Below are 16840 nucleotides of genomic sequence, written 5' to 3'. Positions count from 1 at the left end.
GAGTTTATTTTACAAACTCAGCATCTGCTTTCCATTCTTCTTTTATTTCAACACCCATATCTTTTGCTGCTTTTTCATTGATGACCAATTTCAGTTTTTGTGGATATTGAACCGGGATATCTCCAGGCTTTTTGCCATCCTTCAGGATTTCAACCGCTTTTTGCCCCGCTTCATAACCAATATCATAGTAACTGAAGCCATAGGCTGCAAAACCACCAGCATTCACGGAATCAAGCTCACCAACAAACAATGGAATATCTTTATCATTTGCCACCGAAATGACCGATTCCAGTGCGGAGACAACGGTATTATCAGTAATGATATAGAAAGCATCGGCTTTTCCGATTAATGATTCCGTTGCCTGTTTAACCTCGGCTGAAGTGGAGACGGATGCTTCCACGACTTTCAATCCCGCTTTTTTCGCTTCCGCTTTCACATTTTTTATTTGGACGACGGAATTTTGCTCCCCTGTATTATAAACGGTCCCAATTGTCTTGGCGCCAAGTTCTTCAGCTAGGAATTTCATTGATTTGGCAATGGCTTCAGGATGGGAATCCGTCGTACCCGTCACATTTCCGCCTGGCTTATCCAAAGATGTAACGAGCTCCGCCGCTACAGGATCGGTAACCGATGTAAAAACGATTGGTATATCCTTTGTCGCATTCAAAGCGCTAAGAGCACTAGGAGTAGAATTGGCAAAGATTAAATCCACTTTATCCCCAACAAAGTTATTGGCGATCGTTTGACTGTTATTTTGGTCACCCTGTGCAATTTGAAGATCATATTTGGCATTGATGTCACTGTCCTTCAATGCCGCCTGGAATCCTTCATAAGCCTGATCCAGCGAATCATGCTGAACGATTTGTGTTACCCCAATGTTGAAGGTATCCTTTTTGCTGTCATCCTTTGCCGCATCTTTTTCCTTGTCATTTCCACACCCAGCCAATAATAACCCTGCGACCAATGTCATAGCTGCAGTTGAATATAATTTCTTTTTCATATTTTCCCCCCGCTTTTTTCTTATTTAAGATTAGGTTTTTTCTAGCGACGTCAACTTTTTCGCTTTTATTTCCTAAATTATAATCGTTTAGTCCCAATTATTCCAATATATTTTTTAACTTTTTAGAATTTTTTGAGTTCTGAATGTAAAAAATGAAAAAAGCTGCTGTGAAAGGTATGGTTTCACAGCAGCTTTATGAAAAATTAGTGTTCGACAACCTGGCTGACAATTTCGGTAACTGTAGTACGATCGATTTTTTCTTTGCCTTCTTTTAGGGCTTTCAATGTGGCTTTTGCCAATTCCAAGGGTATTTTACAGAAGTGGATGATCTCTCTCGTTTCAATCTCTCCAATGTATGCATCGGCTAATGCAAGATTATGTTCCGTATGGGCAAGCATCTCGTCGAAACCCCAGCCATCCGGATAAAAGTTTACACCGCGTTCTGCATCTTCCTCACGGTTACGCAGGATATTGACCGTTTGAAGACCACGGCCAAATGCAATGGCAAGTTCACGGTCCGTTTCGGTTCCATCGTACCAGTTCCACATATCAGACAGCATGACTCCCACTAAACCTGCAACATAATATGTGTAATCATCGAGCTCTTCTTTATTATGGATTTGCCAGTCCTTAGTAACCCATTTTGCCATGCCTTCAGCCATTTCCTTTGTCGACTCCAAGACTTTGGCTTTTGCACCGGGAGGACAAAATTCAATCCAATCCGAAAGAAGCAGGGTCACTTCGGGCAGATCATCCTTATATGGTTCAAATAACGATTGAAGATCTTCTTCCCTGTAATCCGCATCAAGCATCTCACTAAGAGCTTGTAACAGGGAAACCTTATTATCTGCAGGAAGACCTGGGTGATCCTCGATTTCATCGATGGCTCGCATGCAAAGGTATGCAGCTCCAATGGCCTCTTGTAATCCCTTTGGAAGATAGCTGATTGGAATGAAAAAAGTCCGGCTAGTTTTTAAGAGAAAATCCATTGCTTTAGTATGTAGGTCGCTATTATCAGTCATATTTACACTCCTTTAAGTCTCCAATGAAACAATTGATTAATTATATCAAACATCGGCTTTGATTTCAGCTGCCCGATTCCTCTGAATATAAAGGAACTTTAATTGCCATTAGATCTTCACCCATTATCGTGTTTGAAAAGATCGCTTCGCTTTCCTTTCTTAACCTCTCAGCATCCTCCGGAGTATACCGTGAGCTGATATGGGTAAGGATTAGATGCTTGGCTCCCGCGTTCAAAGCCGTTTCTGCAGCCTGAACGGTGGTCGAATGATAATAGGCTGAAGCCAATTCAGATTCTTCCGCCGAAAAAGTAGCTTCATGAACAAGGTAATCCGCCGATTCCGCGAGAATGAGAGCATTGCTGCACATTCTTGTATCACCAAGAATTGTGATGATCCGGCCTTTTTGCGGAGCACTGAGGTAGTCCTTCCCATTTAAGACACGGCCATCGTCGAGACAGACTGTTTGCCCATTTTTCAATGCTTTAAAAAGCGGCCCCGGCTTCACACCTTCGGACCGCAGCCGGTCAACCAGTAAGCTTCCCGGACGATCTTTTTCCACAATCCGGTAACCGATGCTGTAAATGCCATGATCAAGCGACATGGCCGTCACTGTGAATTGTTCGTCCTCAAACACTGTGCCTTCCTCTATTTCGATGATTTCCAAGGGATATTTTAAATGAGTTCCACTCACCTGTAAGCTCGTCTTAATAAATGCATCTATGCCTTGTGGACCATATACGGTCAATTTCTCCACTCCGCCCTGAAAAGATCTGCTGCTTAAAAATCCAGGGAGTCCGAAGATGTGGTCACCATGTAAATGGGTGATGAAGATTTTTTCAACCTTTCGCGGTTTGACCGCCGTTTTTAAAATTTGATGCTGTGTTGCTTCCCCACAATCGAATAACCAAACCGTCCCTCGCTCTTCCAATAATTGAAGGGCGATTGATGTCACATTACGCGCTTTAGCCGGAACGCCAGCGCCTGTACCCAATAAAACAAAATCCACGATACTACCTCCGTTGCAAATACTTTATGACTTAACTATAGCATAACCAAGGTGCTCTTTCATTTATGACCCATTAAAACCAAAACCCAAATTAAACTTTTAATGAAATATGAGAAAAAATGCGCAAATTGATTGCTTTGAGGGAAAGCTAAACGTAAAATTAGAAATTGGTACACATAGGGGAATTCCAACTTTATAGACAGATTTAACGGAAAGTTGAGGTTTTAACATGACAGAAAATAATAAACCCACAGCATTGATCATGATTTTTGGTGCTACCGGAGATTTAGCGAAAAGGAAATTGTTTCCTTCCATATATCGACTATTTCAAAAAGAGAAAATCAATAAGTTCGCCGTCGTTGGAGTGGCAAGGAGGCCATTGACGAACGAGGAGTTCCAAACAAGTGTAAAGGACTCGATACTTACGTTCGGACATGCGGAAGAAAGGGTCGATGAATTCATTTCCCATTTCCATTATCACTCCCATGACGTCTCCAGTTCGGAATCATACCTGCAATTAAAAGACATTGCCAAAAAATTAGACGGACAATATCAATTAGAAGGAAACCGGATCTTCTATTTGGCGATGGCACCTGAGTTTTTCGGAACGATTGCCGAACAGATAAAAGCTCAAGGCCTAACTGACACGAATGGATATAAGCGCCTGGTCATAGAAAAGCCATTTGGACACAGTTTCGAAACAGCACAAAAATTGAATGAACAGATTCGAACTGCATTCGCCGAAGATGAAATCTACCGTATCGATCATTATTTAGGTAAAGAAATGGTACAAAATATTGAGGTCATACGTTTTTCCAATGCCCTATTCGAGCCGCTTTGGAATAACAGATATATATCTAACATCCAGGTAACTTCAAGCGAAACACTTGGCGTTGAAGAACGTGGCCGTTATTACGAAACCAGCGGTGCCCTAAGGGATATGGTCCAAAACCATCTGCTGCAAATGGTGGCCTTGCTTGCCATGGAACCCCCGATCGCTTTGACGACAGAAGAGATTCGAAGCGAAAAAGTGCGGGCATTGCGTTCACTTCGACCAATGAAAGTGGAAGAAGTCAATCAATACTTCGTCCGTGGCCAGTATGGTGAAGGTACGATAGATGATCAAACACTTCCGGCCTACCGCAATGAACATAACGTAAATTCCGAATCCAACACAGAGACCTATGTTGCGGGTAAATTGATGATTGATAACTTCCGATGGGCAGGTGTTCCTTTTTATATCCGTACCGGTAAGAGAATGGATGTCAAATCAACGAATATCGTTGTTCAATTCAAAGATATCCCAATGAATCTGTATTATAAAACGGAAGAAACGCTGAACCCGAATCTTCTCGTTATCAATATCCAGCCTGACGAAGGTATAACACTGTACTTAAATGTTAAGAAATCCGGGACGACATCCAATACAAAGCCAATGAAGCTGACCGTCTCAAACAAAGGGATCGAACACATCAATTCTCCCGAGGCATATGAAAAGCTATTGTTTGACAGTATGCGCGGGGATGCTACAAACTTTACGCACTGGGACGAGGTTGCCCTCTCATGGAAGTTCGTCGATACCATTTCTAATGCCTGGGAAAACACTAAAGACGAGTCTTTCCCTAACTATGAAGCGGGATCCACAGGTCCACTTGCATCCGATGAACTCCTTGCAGAAGATGGACATATTTGGTGGCAAGTCAAGAAAAACGAAAATAATGATGATTGAAATGAAGAAGGGATGCAGATTTGAATCTGCATCCCTTTTTTCATTCATGAAACACTCTTCCTCAGCAATTTATCCCGGATAATATCAAACATTTCCTTGGGCTTAGACATTTCTTCCTCTATTTCTGAATTAAGCCAAAATGAAACACCAGATTCTAAGGCAATGAAAAATATAAAAATGGCTACAGCCCACCAGATGATGAACATAAGTCATCCGCTCCTTCTCTCTTCTTTCTGCCTACTGTATCCTACAGTCCGTCCATCTCTTTCAATGTTTATATTCCTTTTTCCGCAGGTGTTTAAACCTAAAAAGCAAGGATGAATGACATACATCATACTACGTTTTCCCTAAAAAAGGTAAATTAATTGGCACTATTTACAACTAGTTCTTTTTTATCATTTTCACCCTTTTGATCTCTTTATTGAAAAAGAATGTTAAGGTCTTGCTAAGGTTACACTAGAAAAGGTGCCAGTGACGGCACCACTAACTTCGACGTGGAGGGATTAAACGATGGACATTCGTGAAGGATTAATTCCAACAGCGTTGGGCACAGCCGTGACAGCTGCGGGTTATGCAATGAAGCAGACCCGGGGCTCAAACAAAATGGTAGCTAATACGGTTTTTGGTTTCGGTTTGGCACATGTTGTATTAGGGGTCATTGACCTTGTAGAGCATCGGAGATAGTAAAAAAAGAGGGCGCATAGAAGCGCACTCTTTTTTTCTGTACATTCGAGGTCCTTACATGATGAATATTACAACTGGATTCCTTAACAAAAAAAGCCGGTATAAAAGGGAATCCCCTTTTAAGCCGGCTTGAACTTTTTATTTTTCCATCCATTCGGTATGGAACGTTCCTTCTTTATCAATGCGTTGATAAGTATGAGCTCCAAAATAGTCACGCTGAGCTTGAATCAGGTTAGCTGGCAGCGTTTCTGTACGATAGCTGTCGAAATAGGCAAGTGCAGATGACAAGCAAGGAACCGGAATTCCGTTCATCACTGCTGTTGATACCACCTCACGTAAAGCTCCTTGGTAGCTTTCAACGATCCCTTGGAAATAAGGATCAAGAAGCAAGTTATTCAAGTTCGCTTCACGATCGTACGCTTCCTTGATTTTTTGTAGGAATTGTGCACGAATGATACATCCGCCACGGAAAATCATTGCGATTTCCCCATATTGTAAGTTCCAGTCATTTTCTTCGGATGCTGCCTTCATTTGTGCAAAGCCTTGTGCATAGGAACAGATCTTGCTCATATAAAGTGCCTTACGGATACTTTCAATCAAAGCCTTTTTATCTCCAGTAAATGATTCGGCTTTTGGACCGCGAAGGATTTTACTCGCTTCAACACGCTCGTCCTTGATTGCTGAAATAAAGCGAGCGAATACGGATTCCGTAATGATTGGAAGTGGAACACCAAGATCAAGCGCACTTTGGCTTGTCCATTTCCCTGTTCCTTTTTGGCCAGCTTTATCTAAGATGACATCGACCATCGGCTTGCCAGTTTCTTCATCATATTTATTGAAAATATCAGCAGTAATTTCAATTAGATAGCTATCCAGTTCCCCATTATTCCATTCCGTAAAGACTTCATGGAATTCTTCAGCAGATAGTCCAAGAAGATTTTTTAAAAGGAAATAAGATTCGGAAATCAACTGCATGTCACCGTATTCAATACCATTATGTACCATTTTCACATAATGACCTGCTCCATCCGGTCCGATATACGTACAGCAAGCATCACCATCGACTTTAGCTGAAATATCCTTCAAGATCGGTGCAACAAGTTCATATGCTTCTTTTTGGCCTCCAGGCATGATGGACGGACCCGTTAGAGCTCCTTCTTCCCCACCTGAGACGCCTGTACCGATGAAATGAATGCCCAACTGGCTTAACTCCTCATTGCGGCGCTGAGTGTCCTTGAAGAACGTATTCCCTCCATCAATAACGATATCGCCTTTTTCAAGCAACGGTTTTAATTGCTCGATTGTTGCATCTGTTGCCGCTCCGGCTTTAACCATCAATAAAATTTTGCGTGGTGTTTCCAAAGAATTGACGAATTCTTCAAGCGTATATGCAGCTGTTACGTTTTTGCCTTCCGCTTCCTTCATCATTTCGTCCGTTTTTGATCCTGAGCGATTATACACGGAAATTGAATATCCCCTGCTTTCAATATTAAATGCAAGGTTCTTGCCCATTACGGCTAGTCCGATAACGCCAATCTGTTGTTTTGACATGATTCATCTTTCCCTTCTCTATATCTTTACACAGCTTGTACGCTATTCTTTGTCAAAAGAAGAATCATTCCTCCTGGATTGCTCAAAGAAATCTTTACTGAAGCTAGTGTCTGTTCCAATTGAACGGTTTTTCAAGGGTAATCCCTTTTTAATAATATTTTCTCCGTACTTATTTTGCAAGTGTTCCATCGCTTCATACAGAGGTTCTTTTTCCGCATCCTCTTGAAAGGAGAAAATATCCAGTTGCTTGAAGGCCGACTCTTTTTCGATGACATCATAGGCAGTGACACCAAGAAGCCTGATTCCTTCCCCATTCCAATTTTTCATAAAGAGATCGATAGCTCCATCCAAAATATCCTTTTTTTCAAAAACTGGATTAGGAACCGTTCTGCTTCTCGTTATTGTGCGGCGGTCTTTGTAACGGATCGTCACACCTATTTTTTGACCAAGCAGGCGTTTATTTCTCAAACGGACGGCTACCTTCCCGGAAAGCTTTTCCAATACACCGATCAGTTCTTTTTGATTGGTGGAGTCATGAGGAAGAGTTGTCGAGTTCCCAATGCTCTTATGCTCAAAAATCGCTTCGGGATCCACTACCCTTGGGTCGATTCCATTAGCCCTATCTTTTAAACGGATGCCATTGATCCCAAGAAGCTGTTTAAGTTGACTATCATTGGCGTGTGCAAGGTCCCTGATCGTCATTATCCCGATGGTTTGAAGCTTTTCCGAGGTCTTATCCCCGATGCCATGCATCTCGCCCACTTGTAAAGGCCAGAGTTTTTCTGAAATGTCCCGTTTCCTTAACACGGTGATTCCCATTGGCTTCTTCATATCAGAAGCAGTTTTGGCCAAAAATTTATTAGGGGCAATCCCGATGCTGCAAGGGAGATCCATCGTATTAAAAATTCTTTCCTGAATGCTATTGGCTATATCTAAAGGCGAACCCAATTCGGCGCATTCACTAATATCCAGATACCCCTCATCTATCGAAACCGGTTCAACCATCTCTGTATATTGCCTCAAAACATCGAAAATAGCCAGTGATGCCTTTCGATAGCGCTCGAAATTCGGTTTCTGAATGACTAATTGGGGACATAGTTTTTTCGCCTGCCAAATCGGCATGGTCGTTTTAACCCCGAACTTCCTCGCCTCATAGCTGCAGGTGACGATTATGCCCCTTCTCTCTTCAACATTGCCTGCAATGGCAAGCGGTTTACCTTTCAATGAAACATCATATGACATTTCCACTGAAGCATAGAAACTATTCATGTCTACATGGAGAATGACCCTGCCATTTTTGGGATACATGTCCTTCATGTTTGACCGTCACATCCTTGTAAAAATAAAAAACACAGGATAATAGGGCCAATAAAAAACCATTTCTATTAAGGTACCCCTATTTATCTTTGGTAACCACGGTGAAAGATGCTTCCACTCCAAGAAAAACAGCCATCATGTCATTGATGACTGTACATAAATTCCTTCAATACTTTGAACACCTTGGCAAATATATACGAGTTTTTTTGCTGATCAATGATCAGTAATCAAACGGCAACACCTTGAATATATTTTGTTTTTTGATAGCTTAATAAGACACCGTAAAAGGGTATTTCGGAAAAATTTAAGGATTTCACGGGTTCCTGGACAATGGTTTGATGGAGGCCGTCTTAATTGCATTCCGCATTTGACCATCATTGCCGAGAGCTGATTTACCTGGTTGCAAGAAACCCAGGAAAGCAAGGCATCAGGTTTTTCGATGGAAACACGGATTCAATCGGCAAGGCATATTCCCCGTCCTCTGCAAGAAATACGACAACCTTTATTGATTTACTCAGGAAACTCCCCTCCATCTCCCTGTCATATTACGGGTGATTATTCCCCTGATACTTCTTTGATGATACTGACAACCATTTCAGCTAACTTCGTTAATTCCTCAACTGGAATTCTTTCATTCGTAGTATGGATATCTTCATAGCCCACTGCGAGATTGACAGTAGGGATGCCAAAGCCCGCAATGACATTCGCATCGCTTCCTCCGCCGCTTTTAACCAGCTCGCATGGACGGCCGATTTTCTCTGCTGCTTTTCTTGCGATTTCGACTACATGATCACCAGCACCATATTTAAAACCAGGATACATGACGTTAACTTCAACTTCAGCACGTCCGCCCATTTCTATGGCTGCAGTCTCGAATGCCTCTTTCATTTTCGCTACCTGTATTTCCATTTTTTCAGGAATCAAGGATCTTGCTTCTGCAAGGATTTCAACATGGTCACAAACAATATTGGTTTGCTGTCCACCCTGGAAACGTCCGATATTTGCTGTCGTTTCATCGTCGATTCTGCCTAATGGCATTCTAGAGATTGCTTTGGCAGCGATCGTAATGGCCGAAACGCCTTTCTCGGGAGCGACACCAGCGTGAGCAGTCTTGCCTAAAATGGTTGCAGACACTTTCGCCTGAGTAGGTGCAGCAACAACTACATTGCCCACTTTTCCATCACTATCAAGAGCAAAACCGAATTTAGCCGTTACAAGGGAACGATCCAATGCCTTTGCCCCAACCAAGCCAGATTCTTCACCGACTGTAATGATGAATTCGATTGTACCATGTTCGATATTCTGTTCTTTTAACACTTTAAGCGTTTCTAACATGACCGCTAATCCAGCTTTGTCATCCGCCCCTAAAATGGTCGTTCCGTCTGAAACTATGTATCCATCTTTGATGGAAGGCTTGATTCCGTTCCCAGGTACAACCGTATCCATATGGGAGGTGAAATAAATGGTATCCACGCCTTCTTTCATACCTTTTAAAGTACATACTAAATTCCCTGCACCATGACCGGTAACTGCTGTTGTATCATCTTCAAAAACTTCTACACCCAGTGCCCCGAATTTTTCTTTCAGCACTTTGGCGATGGCTGCTTCATTTTTCGTTTCGGAATCAATCTGCACCAATTCCATAAATTCATTAACTAAACGTTCTTCATTAATCATAAAATAAAACCTCCAAAAAAGTTTTCCTCTTTAATTATACTTCTAAAAGCGGCGCCCCGGCAAATAATGTGAAAAGGAAGACCCCATCTTTAAAAAGCGTGCTGGTCATTTCCCTGCCAGAAGGCCGTTTTAAAAAGGTGAATGATGACTTATAAATGGTTTTCTTTAGAATGATATCTTCCCCAGTATGGAAAAGAGCCCAAAACAGATAGTTTGGGCTCCTTGCAATGTTGAATCACAACGGGATATTTCCGTGTTTTTTCCATGGTCGAGTTTCTTTTTTGTTACGTAGCATATCAAGAGATTGAATGATCTTAATCCTGGTTTCACGAGGATCAATAACATCATCCACCATTCCAAGACTTGCGGCAACATATGGATTGGCGAACTTCTCACGGTATTCTTCAATTTTTGCTGCACGTGTCGCTTCCGGATTTTCGCTATTTTGAATTTCACGGGCAAAAATGATATTTGCCGCTCCAGCAGAACCCATTACTGCAATTTCAGCATTCGGCCATGCAAACGTAAGATCCGCACCGATGGATTTACTATTAAGAGCCACGTAAGCTCCCCCGTATGCTTTACGGAGAATGATCGTCAATTTTGGTACTGTTGCTTCCGAATAAGCGTATAGCAGCTTTGCACCGTGGCGAATGATTCCGCCATGTTCTTGTTTAACACCCGGGAAAAACCCTGAAACGTCCTCAAAAGTAATTAGCGGAATGTTAAACGAGTCACAGAAACGAATAAAACGGGCAGCCTTATCTGATGAATCAATATCAAGTCCCCCTGCCAACACCTTTGGCTGGTTACAGACAAGCCCCACTGATTTTCCTTTGATCCGCGCCAAGCCGACCACTATATTTTTCGCAAAGCCCTCTTGAACTTCCATAAAGGAATCCTCATCGACAACCTGCTTCAATACTTTCCGAACATCATATGGACGGATCCCTTCATAAGGGACTACATCCGTTAAGTCCGGACGGTAGTCATCTCCATCGTCGGCTTCCAAAACCGGCGGCTTCTCTTCATTATTTTGTGGAAGATAGCTTAGGAGACGTCTAACGTCCGCCAATACTTGCTCCTCAGATGCTCCCTTGAAATGGGCATTACCACTTATGGTATTATGTACAGTCGCTCCACCCAGTCCTTCAGATGAAATCTTTTCACCCGTAACCGTTTCAATGACTTTAGGACCTGTTATGAACATTTGGCTCGTTTTTTCAACCATGAAGACAAAGTCGGTAATGGCTGGGGAATATACGGCTCCGCCTGCACAAGGTCCCATAATAACCGAAATCTGTGGAATAACCCCTGAATAAATGGAATTCCGGTAAAATATTTGGCCATATCCGTCAAGCGAAACTACGCCTTCTTGAATACGCGCACCGCCAGAATCGTTCAAACCTATGAAAGGGGCTCCATTCTCCGCTGCCAAATCCATAACATTGGCAATTTTCAGAGCATGCATTTCACCGAGTGCACCGCCAAAAACAGTAAAATCCTGTGAAAACAGATAAATGTCGCGGCCGTTGACCTTTCCGTAACCGGTGACGACACCTTCTCCCGGCCCTTCTTCCTTTTCCATGCCAAAATTGGTATTACGGTGTTTTATAAAAGGATTAAGCTCTATGAAGGTACCTGGATCAACTAAAAGTTCAATTCTTTCCCTTGCAGTAAGTTTTCCCTTTTCATGCTGCTTATCGATTCTTTCTTCACCGCCGCCCATTTCCACTTTGCGGCGTCTGTCATATAGGTCATTGATCGTATCATATATGTCTGTCATTCCTGCTCCTCCTTTGATAATGCTTGTTCACAAAGCTCATATAATACACCCGCGGTAGACTTGGGATGAACGAAAGCAACATCCGCATTGTGCGCTCCCTTTCTTGATGAATCATCAATCATGCGCAATCCAGCTTCTTTGATCTCTTTTATTCTATCTTCGATGTCATCGACGCCAAGTGCCACATGATGAATCCCTTCACCGCGTTTTTCGATGAATTTGGCGATTGGGCTTGCAGGTGACAACGCTTCCAACAACTCCAAACGGGTATTGCCTGCCAAGATGAAGGCCACTTTCACTCCTTGGCTCTCCACTGTCTCGATTCCTTCAAGTTTCAAGTTCAACGTTTCCGTGTAAAGCGGCAAGGCTTCATCTAGTGACTTGACGGCAATACCGATATGATCGATATTTTTAATCATCATTAAAACCCCCATGCTATGTACTATTGGATGACTCCATTAAAATACTACTAATCTTGCATTAAAGTCTTTTAAGATTCGGAATAATATGAACATTATACTTTTACTTGTTTCTACTAAATGTTCAAGTTAAAATAAAATCAATTAAACTGTATTAAGGGAGAGAGCATATGGGAAACAAGAAAATCAGAAAGATCGTCGTGTATTTAATGCTTATCTCAATGTTATTAACTAGCTTATTATCAGGTATCGCATTTCTTCTGTAATAGACACCGTAATGGGGAGGGGAGCAAAAGCTTCCCTCTCTTTATTTTATCGCTCCGTTTTTCTTTGCCAACGTTTTGAAATCCTCGTTCGATATGGTGATCAACACCTTAGTGCCGATGGGGACTTTTTCGTACAAGCGCTCTACATCGGATTTATGCATCCGTACACAGCCATTAGAAATATATTTACCAATTGATGATGGCTGATTCGTACCATGTATGCCGTAAATCCTCCCATCGGTATTTCGTGCATCGAATCCAATCCACCGCGACCCCAGAGGGTTCCTGGGATCGCCGCCAGGAATATTTTTTTTCCGGTAATATGGATTGACCGCTTTTACTTTGACCGTGAAAATCCCTTCAGGTGTCAGTTCCTGACTCTTTCCCGTACCGACCGGCAGAATCTCCTTGACTTCGTTATCATCAATGAACGCCAATTTATTGTTGGCTTTATTGATGATGATAAACGGATCGCCAGGCTTAACCGATTGAGGTTGGGCTTGTACCTGCAACGGCCACAAAGATAGCATAAGCAACAAAGAAAGGATCCATTTCATTTGTATCAATTCCTTTTACTTTTTTGCTTAGTTTAAGCCAAGTGCCTCTTTTTCATTCGGTTGCTGGTTAGCTTGGGTAATCCCTTGAAGGAATGCTTCAACAATAAATAGCGCTCCATTTCCTTCATGAGCTGCAGTAATGCGGCCCTAGATTCGAACTCTTCCCGTGTTTGCGGCAGTGCCATTCCCCTAAAATGAATCTCCATTTCTTCAAGCTTCTTCAGATAAAGGATAGCCGTATTTTGTGGGTGTACGTTTTCTGCCAAATCTTCTATAAAATCAGCCACTATCCCGCTTTGCTTGACGACCAACGGAATATTCGTGACCAGGGGAAGAATTCGTTCAATTATTTCAAATTGCTTTTCACGCATTTTGAAATAATGGTAATACAGGTCTTCTTCCCTTAAAAAATGATTTTCCACGTCCCTGAAGGCAAGGCTTTTGGCTTGATTAAGAAGATTGGCTGTTTCGGTGATTTCCCTACCATCCCATGTGTGATCATTATCCCTTAAATAGCGGACAATTCCCATCAAGATCGCACTAAAGTTCGTTTCGATACTTTCCTGATAGGCAAGCAGTTTGTCATCGACACTGGGCATGTACAGATTCATGACAAGCGCCACTCCAACTCCAACTGCAATTAATATCGTTTCATTGATCAGCAGGGAAAAAGTGATGTCACCCGCCCCGTATAGGTGCATGATGATGACGCTGCTCGTCACAATCCCCTCATTAATCTTCAAGGCAACTGTCGTTGGAATGAAAATCAAGAGGATCAAACCTATTATCAGCGGATGAAATGCGATGAACTGAAACAATAGGGATGCATAGGTCATTGCAATCAAACAAGCTAAAAACCGGTGCCAGGAGGCATACACCGACTTCTTTTTTGTAACTTGAATGCATAAGATCGCAATGATTCCCGCAGCAGAGAAATATTCGAGATTAAGCATTTGCGCAATAATAATTGCCAGGGTGGCCCCCAAAGCAGTTTTAATCGTCCTGTATCCGATTTTAAACATTGTTATGTATCACCTGGCTCTTTCTCTATCTATTATAATACTATCAGGAAATCAGATATTTTCACAGTCCTTTGCGAGTTAAATTTCCAATTTTTCTAAATACATTCACGCAAAAATACATTATAGGAAAAAAATAAAAAAGGTAACCTAAACGTTACCTTTTTTCTCAATTATATACTATTTGTTTTAGCTTATAAAACTTTTTCCAAGAAGTCTTTTGCACGCTGGCTTTTTGGATTGGAAAAGAATTCTTCCGGAGCACTTTCCTCAACGAGCAGACCCCCGTCCAGGAATAGTACTCGATCGGCCACTTCTTTTGCAAATCCCATTTCATGCGTTACGATCAGCATGGTCATCCCTGTATGTGCCAATGACTTCATAACCTCGAGCACTTCTTTTACCATCTCAGGATCAAGCGCTGAAGTGGGCTCATCGAAAAGCATTACTTCCGGGTTCATTGCCAATGCCCGTGCAATCGCAACCCTTTGTTTTTGCCCGCCTGACAGACGATTCGGGTAAGCCGATTCTTTATCGGCCAAACCGACTTTATTCAAGAGCTCACGAGCTTGTTTTACAGCCTCAGCCTTTGATAGTTTTTTCACCTTCATAGGTGCATATGTCAGATTCTCAAGTACTGTTTTATGTGGAAATAAATGAAAATGCTGAAATACCATTCCGACATTTTCACGCACTTTCATGATATTGGTCTTTTTTTCAGTGATGATTTGATCTTTAAACCTGATTTGACCATCAGTTGGAATTTCAAGCATATTGATGCAGCGTAAGAAAGTTGATTTTCCCGAACCGGAAGGACCGATGATCGCTAACACTTCACCCTGCCCTATCTCGGTGCTGATTCCTTTTAATACTTCGAGCTTACCATAATTTTTTTTGAGTCCATCAATTTTAATCACTGCGTCTCATTCTCCTTTCAATCACTTTGCCTAAGATGGTGAGAACCATGACCATCACATAATAAATGAGGCCGGCAAATAATATCGGTTCGAAGAATTTATATGTCTCACCGCCGACAATATAAGCACGGCGCATGATATCCCCTAATCCAATAATTGTGACAACGGCTGATTCCTTCGTTAAGGAAATCAATTCGTTAACAAGGGACGGCAGGATATTCTTGATGGCCTGCGGAAGGATAATATTAAGCATCATCCCTGAATAAGGAACCCCAAGTGCAAGCGAAGCCTCTCGTTGGCCTTTATCGACAGCTAAAATGCCTCCCCTGATAATTTCAGAGATGTATGCCGCTGAATTTAGCCCGAATGCTAAAAATGCTGCTTGGAACGCTTCGATTTGAATCCCTAATATTTGTGGTGAACCAAAATATATCAGCATTAATTGCAGCACCAAAGGGGTACCGCGAAAAATGGATGTATAAAAGTCAGCAATCCAATTTAAGGGCTTGATTCTGCTGATTTTAAGTATAGATAATAATATTCCTAAAACAAATCCGATTACTGCCGCTACCGCTACAACCTTTAATGTAGTCGGTATTCCCTCCAGGATATATGGAAGGGAAGGTATAATCCTTTCAAATTCCAGATTCACTCCATTCATCCTCTCTTATGAAGGCCGTTATATTAGGTCCTTCCTCCTGCTTCATTTAACTAACAATAAAGCGCGGAAAAACGTTCAGAAGGCATACTAAATCTCTTCTGAACGCTTTTCATCTCTCTGTATTATTCAGTTTCACTGCCACCGAACCATTTTATTATTAATTTTTCCATTTCACCATTCTCTAACATTTTTTTCAACTCGGCATTGAATTCTTCAGTTAACTTGCTTCCTTTTTGGAAAGCGATTGCCGAACCGGCATCTTGTTCACCGGACTCGATCAAATGGCCCACCAATTCTTTATTATCTTTCAAGTAGCCTTTTGCCACAGTATCTTCCATAATCACGGCGTCAAAACGTCCTGTTGACATTTCTTGTACAACCTCAGGAATACGATTCCGTTTTTCAACTTTCATCCCGATATCTTGGGATTTATTCAAGTCATTTGCCAATGTCTCCTGAATGGATGCAAGCTGTACGCCTACCGTTTTCCCTTTTAAATCTTCAACAGTTTTGATTTTACTGTCCTTTGTCGTGATGATCATGTTTTTAGCTGTATAGTAAATATCACTGAAATCGACTGATTGCTCACGTTTTTCTGTTGGAGTCATTCCAGAGATAACGAAATCGACCGATTTATTCTCCAGGGCAGGCACAAGACTATTAAAGTCAATGTCCTTCACTTGGACCTCATAACCTAATTTTTTTCCGATTGCTTTAGCGATATCAATGTCAAATCCTTTGATTTCATCACTTTTAGATGTTTCAACAAATTCAAATGGCGGATAATCCGCAGATGTTCCCATTACCAGGACCTTTTTGTCTTCTTTGTCAGCTGTGTTCTTATCTTCTTTTTCTGATGTTCCGCATGCCGCTAAAATACCTACTAATAAAACAGAAGTAAGCAACAATGCTAACTGCTTTTTCAACTTCATTATTATTCCTCCAAAATGATATTTTCAATTCTCTTGTTATTAAATTTGATTTAGTTAAATTTCGAATAACTAATATTCATACACTAATGTGTATTTTAACACACTCTAATAATTATTCAATAACGTAAATAATAGATTCATTTTTCAGAATATTGCTATAATTTTATTTCTGAGATCCGCGCTTTTTCACCAAAGGGAATATATCGACATCCTTATCTATCTTCTTTCCCAAATGTTCCTGACTTATGCAAATTCATGAATAAAAAAACCCGCCGATTGGGCGGGTTTCAGACTGGA

The 16840-nt window shown here is 41.6% G+C and carries 17 protein-coding genes; 3 read left to right on the top strand and 14 right to left on the bottom strand.

All coding sequences use genetic code 11. The features are described 5' to 3' along the window. Positions 1-4: 4 nt before the first annotated feature. The 3 genes from BS1321_RS22060 to rnz form a co-directional block, all read right to left on the bottom strand. The gene (locus BS1321_RS22060) at positions 5-1000 is read right to left on the bottom strand and encodes an ABC transporter substrate-binding protein (protein ID WP_063233125.1); all 996 of its coding nucleotides are present in this window, start codon (positions 998-1000) and stop codon (positions 5-7) included. 203 nt (positions 1001-1203) lie between these two features. Next, a complete protein-coding gene (locus BS1321_RS22055) occupies positions 1204-2022 on the bottom strand; it encodes a squalene/phytoene synthase family protein (protein ID WP_063233124.1) in 819 nt (272 codons plus the stop codon). Between the two features lie 64 nt (positions 2023-2086). Continuing rightward, positions 2087-3028 (bottom strand): ribonuclease Z, encoded by a 942-nt coding sequence (gene rnz, locus BS1321_RS22050; RefSeq protein ID WP_063233123.1) that lies wholly within the window; start codon positions 3026-3028, stop codon positions 2087-2089. Positions 3029-3257: 229 nt separating this feature from the next. On the opposite strand from rnz, the gene zwf reads away from it, so the two are divergent. Continuing rightward, the gene (zwf, locus tag BS1321_RS22045) at positions 3258-4757 is read left to right on the top strand and encodes a glucose-6-phosphate dehydrogenase (RefSeq protein ID WP_063233122.1); all 1500 of its coding nucleotides are present in this window, start codon (positions 3258-3260) and stop codon (positions 4755-4757) included. A 44-nt stretch (positions 4758-4801) separates the two neighbouring features. Here zwf and BS1321_RS27635 read toward each other — a convergent pair whose 3' ends face one another. Then, a complete protein-coding gene (locus tag BS1321_RS27635; RefSeq protein ID WP_155726464.1) occupies positions 4802-4963 on the bottom strand; it encodes a hypothetical protein in 162 nt (53 codons plus the stop codon). A 304-nt stretch (positions 4964-5267) separates the two neighbouring features. Here BS1321_RS27635 and BS1321_RS22040 point away from each other — a divergent pair, with 304 nt between their 5' ends. Continuing rightward, positions 5268-5441 (top strand): hypothetical protein, encoded by a 174-nt coding sequence (locus BS1321_RS22040; RefSeq protein WP_034308217.1) that lies wholly within the window; start codon positions 5268-5270, stop codon positions 5439-5441. A 138-nt stretch (positions 5442-5579) separates the two neighbouring features. Here the strand turns inward: BS1321_RS22040 and gndA are convergent, their stop codons facing one another. From gndA to mce, 5 genes are all read right to left on the bottom strand, one after another. Continuing rightward, entirely contained in the window at positions 5580-6992 is a 1413-nt protein-coding gene (gndA, locus tag BS1321_RS22035; protein WP_063233121.1) for an NADP-dependent phosphogluconate dehydrogenase, read from the bottom strand. 42 nt (positions 6993-7034) lie between these two features. After that, on the bottom strand, positions 7035-8309 hold the full coding sequence (locus tag BS1321_RS22030; protein ID WP_063233120.1) for a DNA polymerase IV: 1275 nt from the start codon (positions 8307-8309) through the stop codon (positions 7035-7037). Positions 8310-8864: 555 nt separating this feature from the next. Then, positions 8865-9986 (bottom strand): tripeptidase T, encoded by a 1122-nt coding sequence (locus BS1321_RS22020; protein ID WP_063233118.1) that lies wholly within the window; start codon positions 9984-9986, stop codon positions 8865-8867. A gap of 235 nt (positions 9987-10221) precedes the next feature. Next, entirely contained in the window at positions 10222-11772 is a 1551-nt protein-coding gene (locus BS1321_RS22015; protein ID WP_063233117.1) for an acyl-CoA carboxylase subunit beta, read from the bottom strand. After that, entirely contained in the window at positions 11769-12194 is a 426-nt protein-coding gene (mce, locus tag BS1321_RS22010; protein ID WP_063233116.1) for a methylmalonyl-CoA epimerase, read from the bottom strand. The genes BS1321_RS22015 and mce overlap by 4 nt, the downstream gene beginning before the upstream one ends. Before the next feature lie 167 nt (positions 12195-12361). Between mce and prli42 the strand changes: the two genes are divergently transcribed. Continuing rightward, positions 12362-12457, top strand: a complete 96-nt coding sequence (prli42, locus tag BS1321_RS28805; protein WP_155726463.1) for a stressosome-associated protein Prli42 — start codon at positions 12362-12364, stop codon at positions 12455-12457. 41 nt (positions 12458-12498) lie between these two features. Here prli42 and BS1321_RS22005 read toward each other — a convergent pair whose 3' ends face one another. The 5 genes from BS1321_RS22005 to BS1321_RS21985 form a co-directional block, all read right to left on the bottom strand. Continuing rightward, positions 12499-13014 (bottom strand): L,D-transpeptidase, encoded by a 516-nt coding sequence (locus BS1321_RS22005; RefSeq protein WP_063233115.1) that lies wholly within the window; start codon positions 13012-13014, stop codon positions 12499-12501. Between the two features lie 32 nt (positions 13015-13046). Next, on the bottom strand, positions 13047-14036 hold the full coding sequence (locus tag BS1321_RS22000; protein ID WP_063233114.1) for an aromatic acid exporter family protein: 990 nt from the start codon (positions 14034-14036) through the stop codon (positions 13047-13049). A 191-nt stretch (positions 14037-14227) separates the two neighbouring features. Next, positions 14228-14950, bottom strand: coding sequence for an amino acid ABC transporter ATP-binding protein (locus BS1321_RS21995; RefSeq protein ID WP_063233113.1), 723 nt, complete (start codon positions 14948-14950; stop codon positions 14228-14230). Next, the gene (locus BS1321_RS21990) at positions 14943-15602 is read right to left on the bottom strand and encodes an amino acid ABC transporter permease (protein ID WP_063233181.1); all 660 of its coding nucleotides are present in this window, start codon (positions 15600-15602) and stop codon (positions 14943-14945) included. Before BS1321_RS21990 ends, BS1321_RS21995 begins: the two co-directional genes overlap by 8 nt. 131 nt (positions 15603-15733) lie before the next feature. Next, positions 15734-16537 carry a transporter substrate-binding domain-containing protein gene (locus BS1321_RS21985; RefSeq protein WP_174524163.1) on the bottom strand — a complete coding sequence of 268 codons (804 nt, stop codon included), beginning with the start codon at positions 16535-16537 and terminating at the stop codon, positions 15734-15736. Positions 16538-16840 lie beyond the last annotated feature (303 nt).

This window comes from Peribacillus simplex NBRC 15720 = DSM 1321, assembly GCF_002243645.1.
Taxonomy (GTDB): domain Bacteria; phylum Bacillota; class Bacilli; order Bacillales; family DSM-1321; genus Peribacillus; species Peribacillus simplex.
This window is presented reverse-complemented; position numbering and strand designations above follow the sequence as displayed.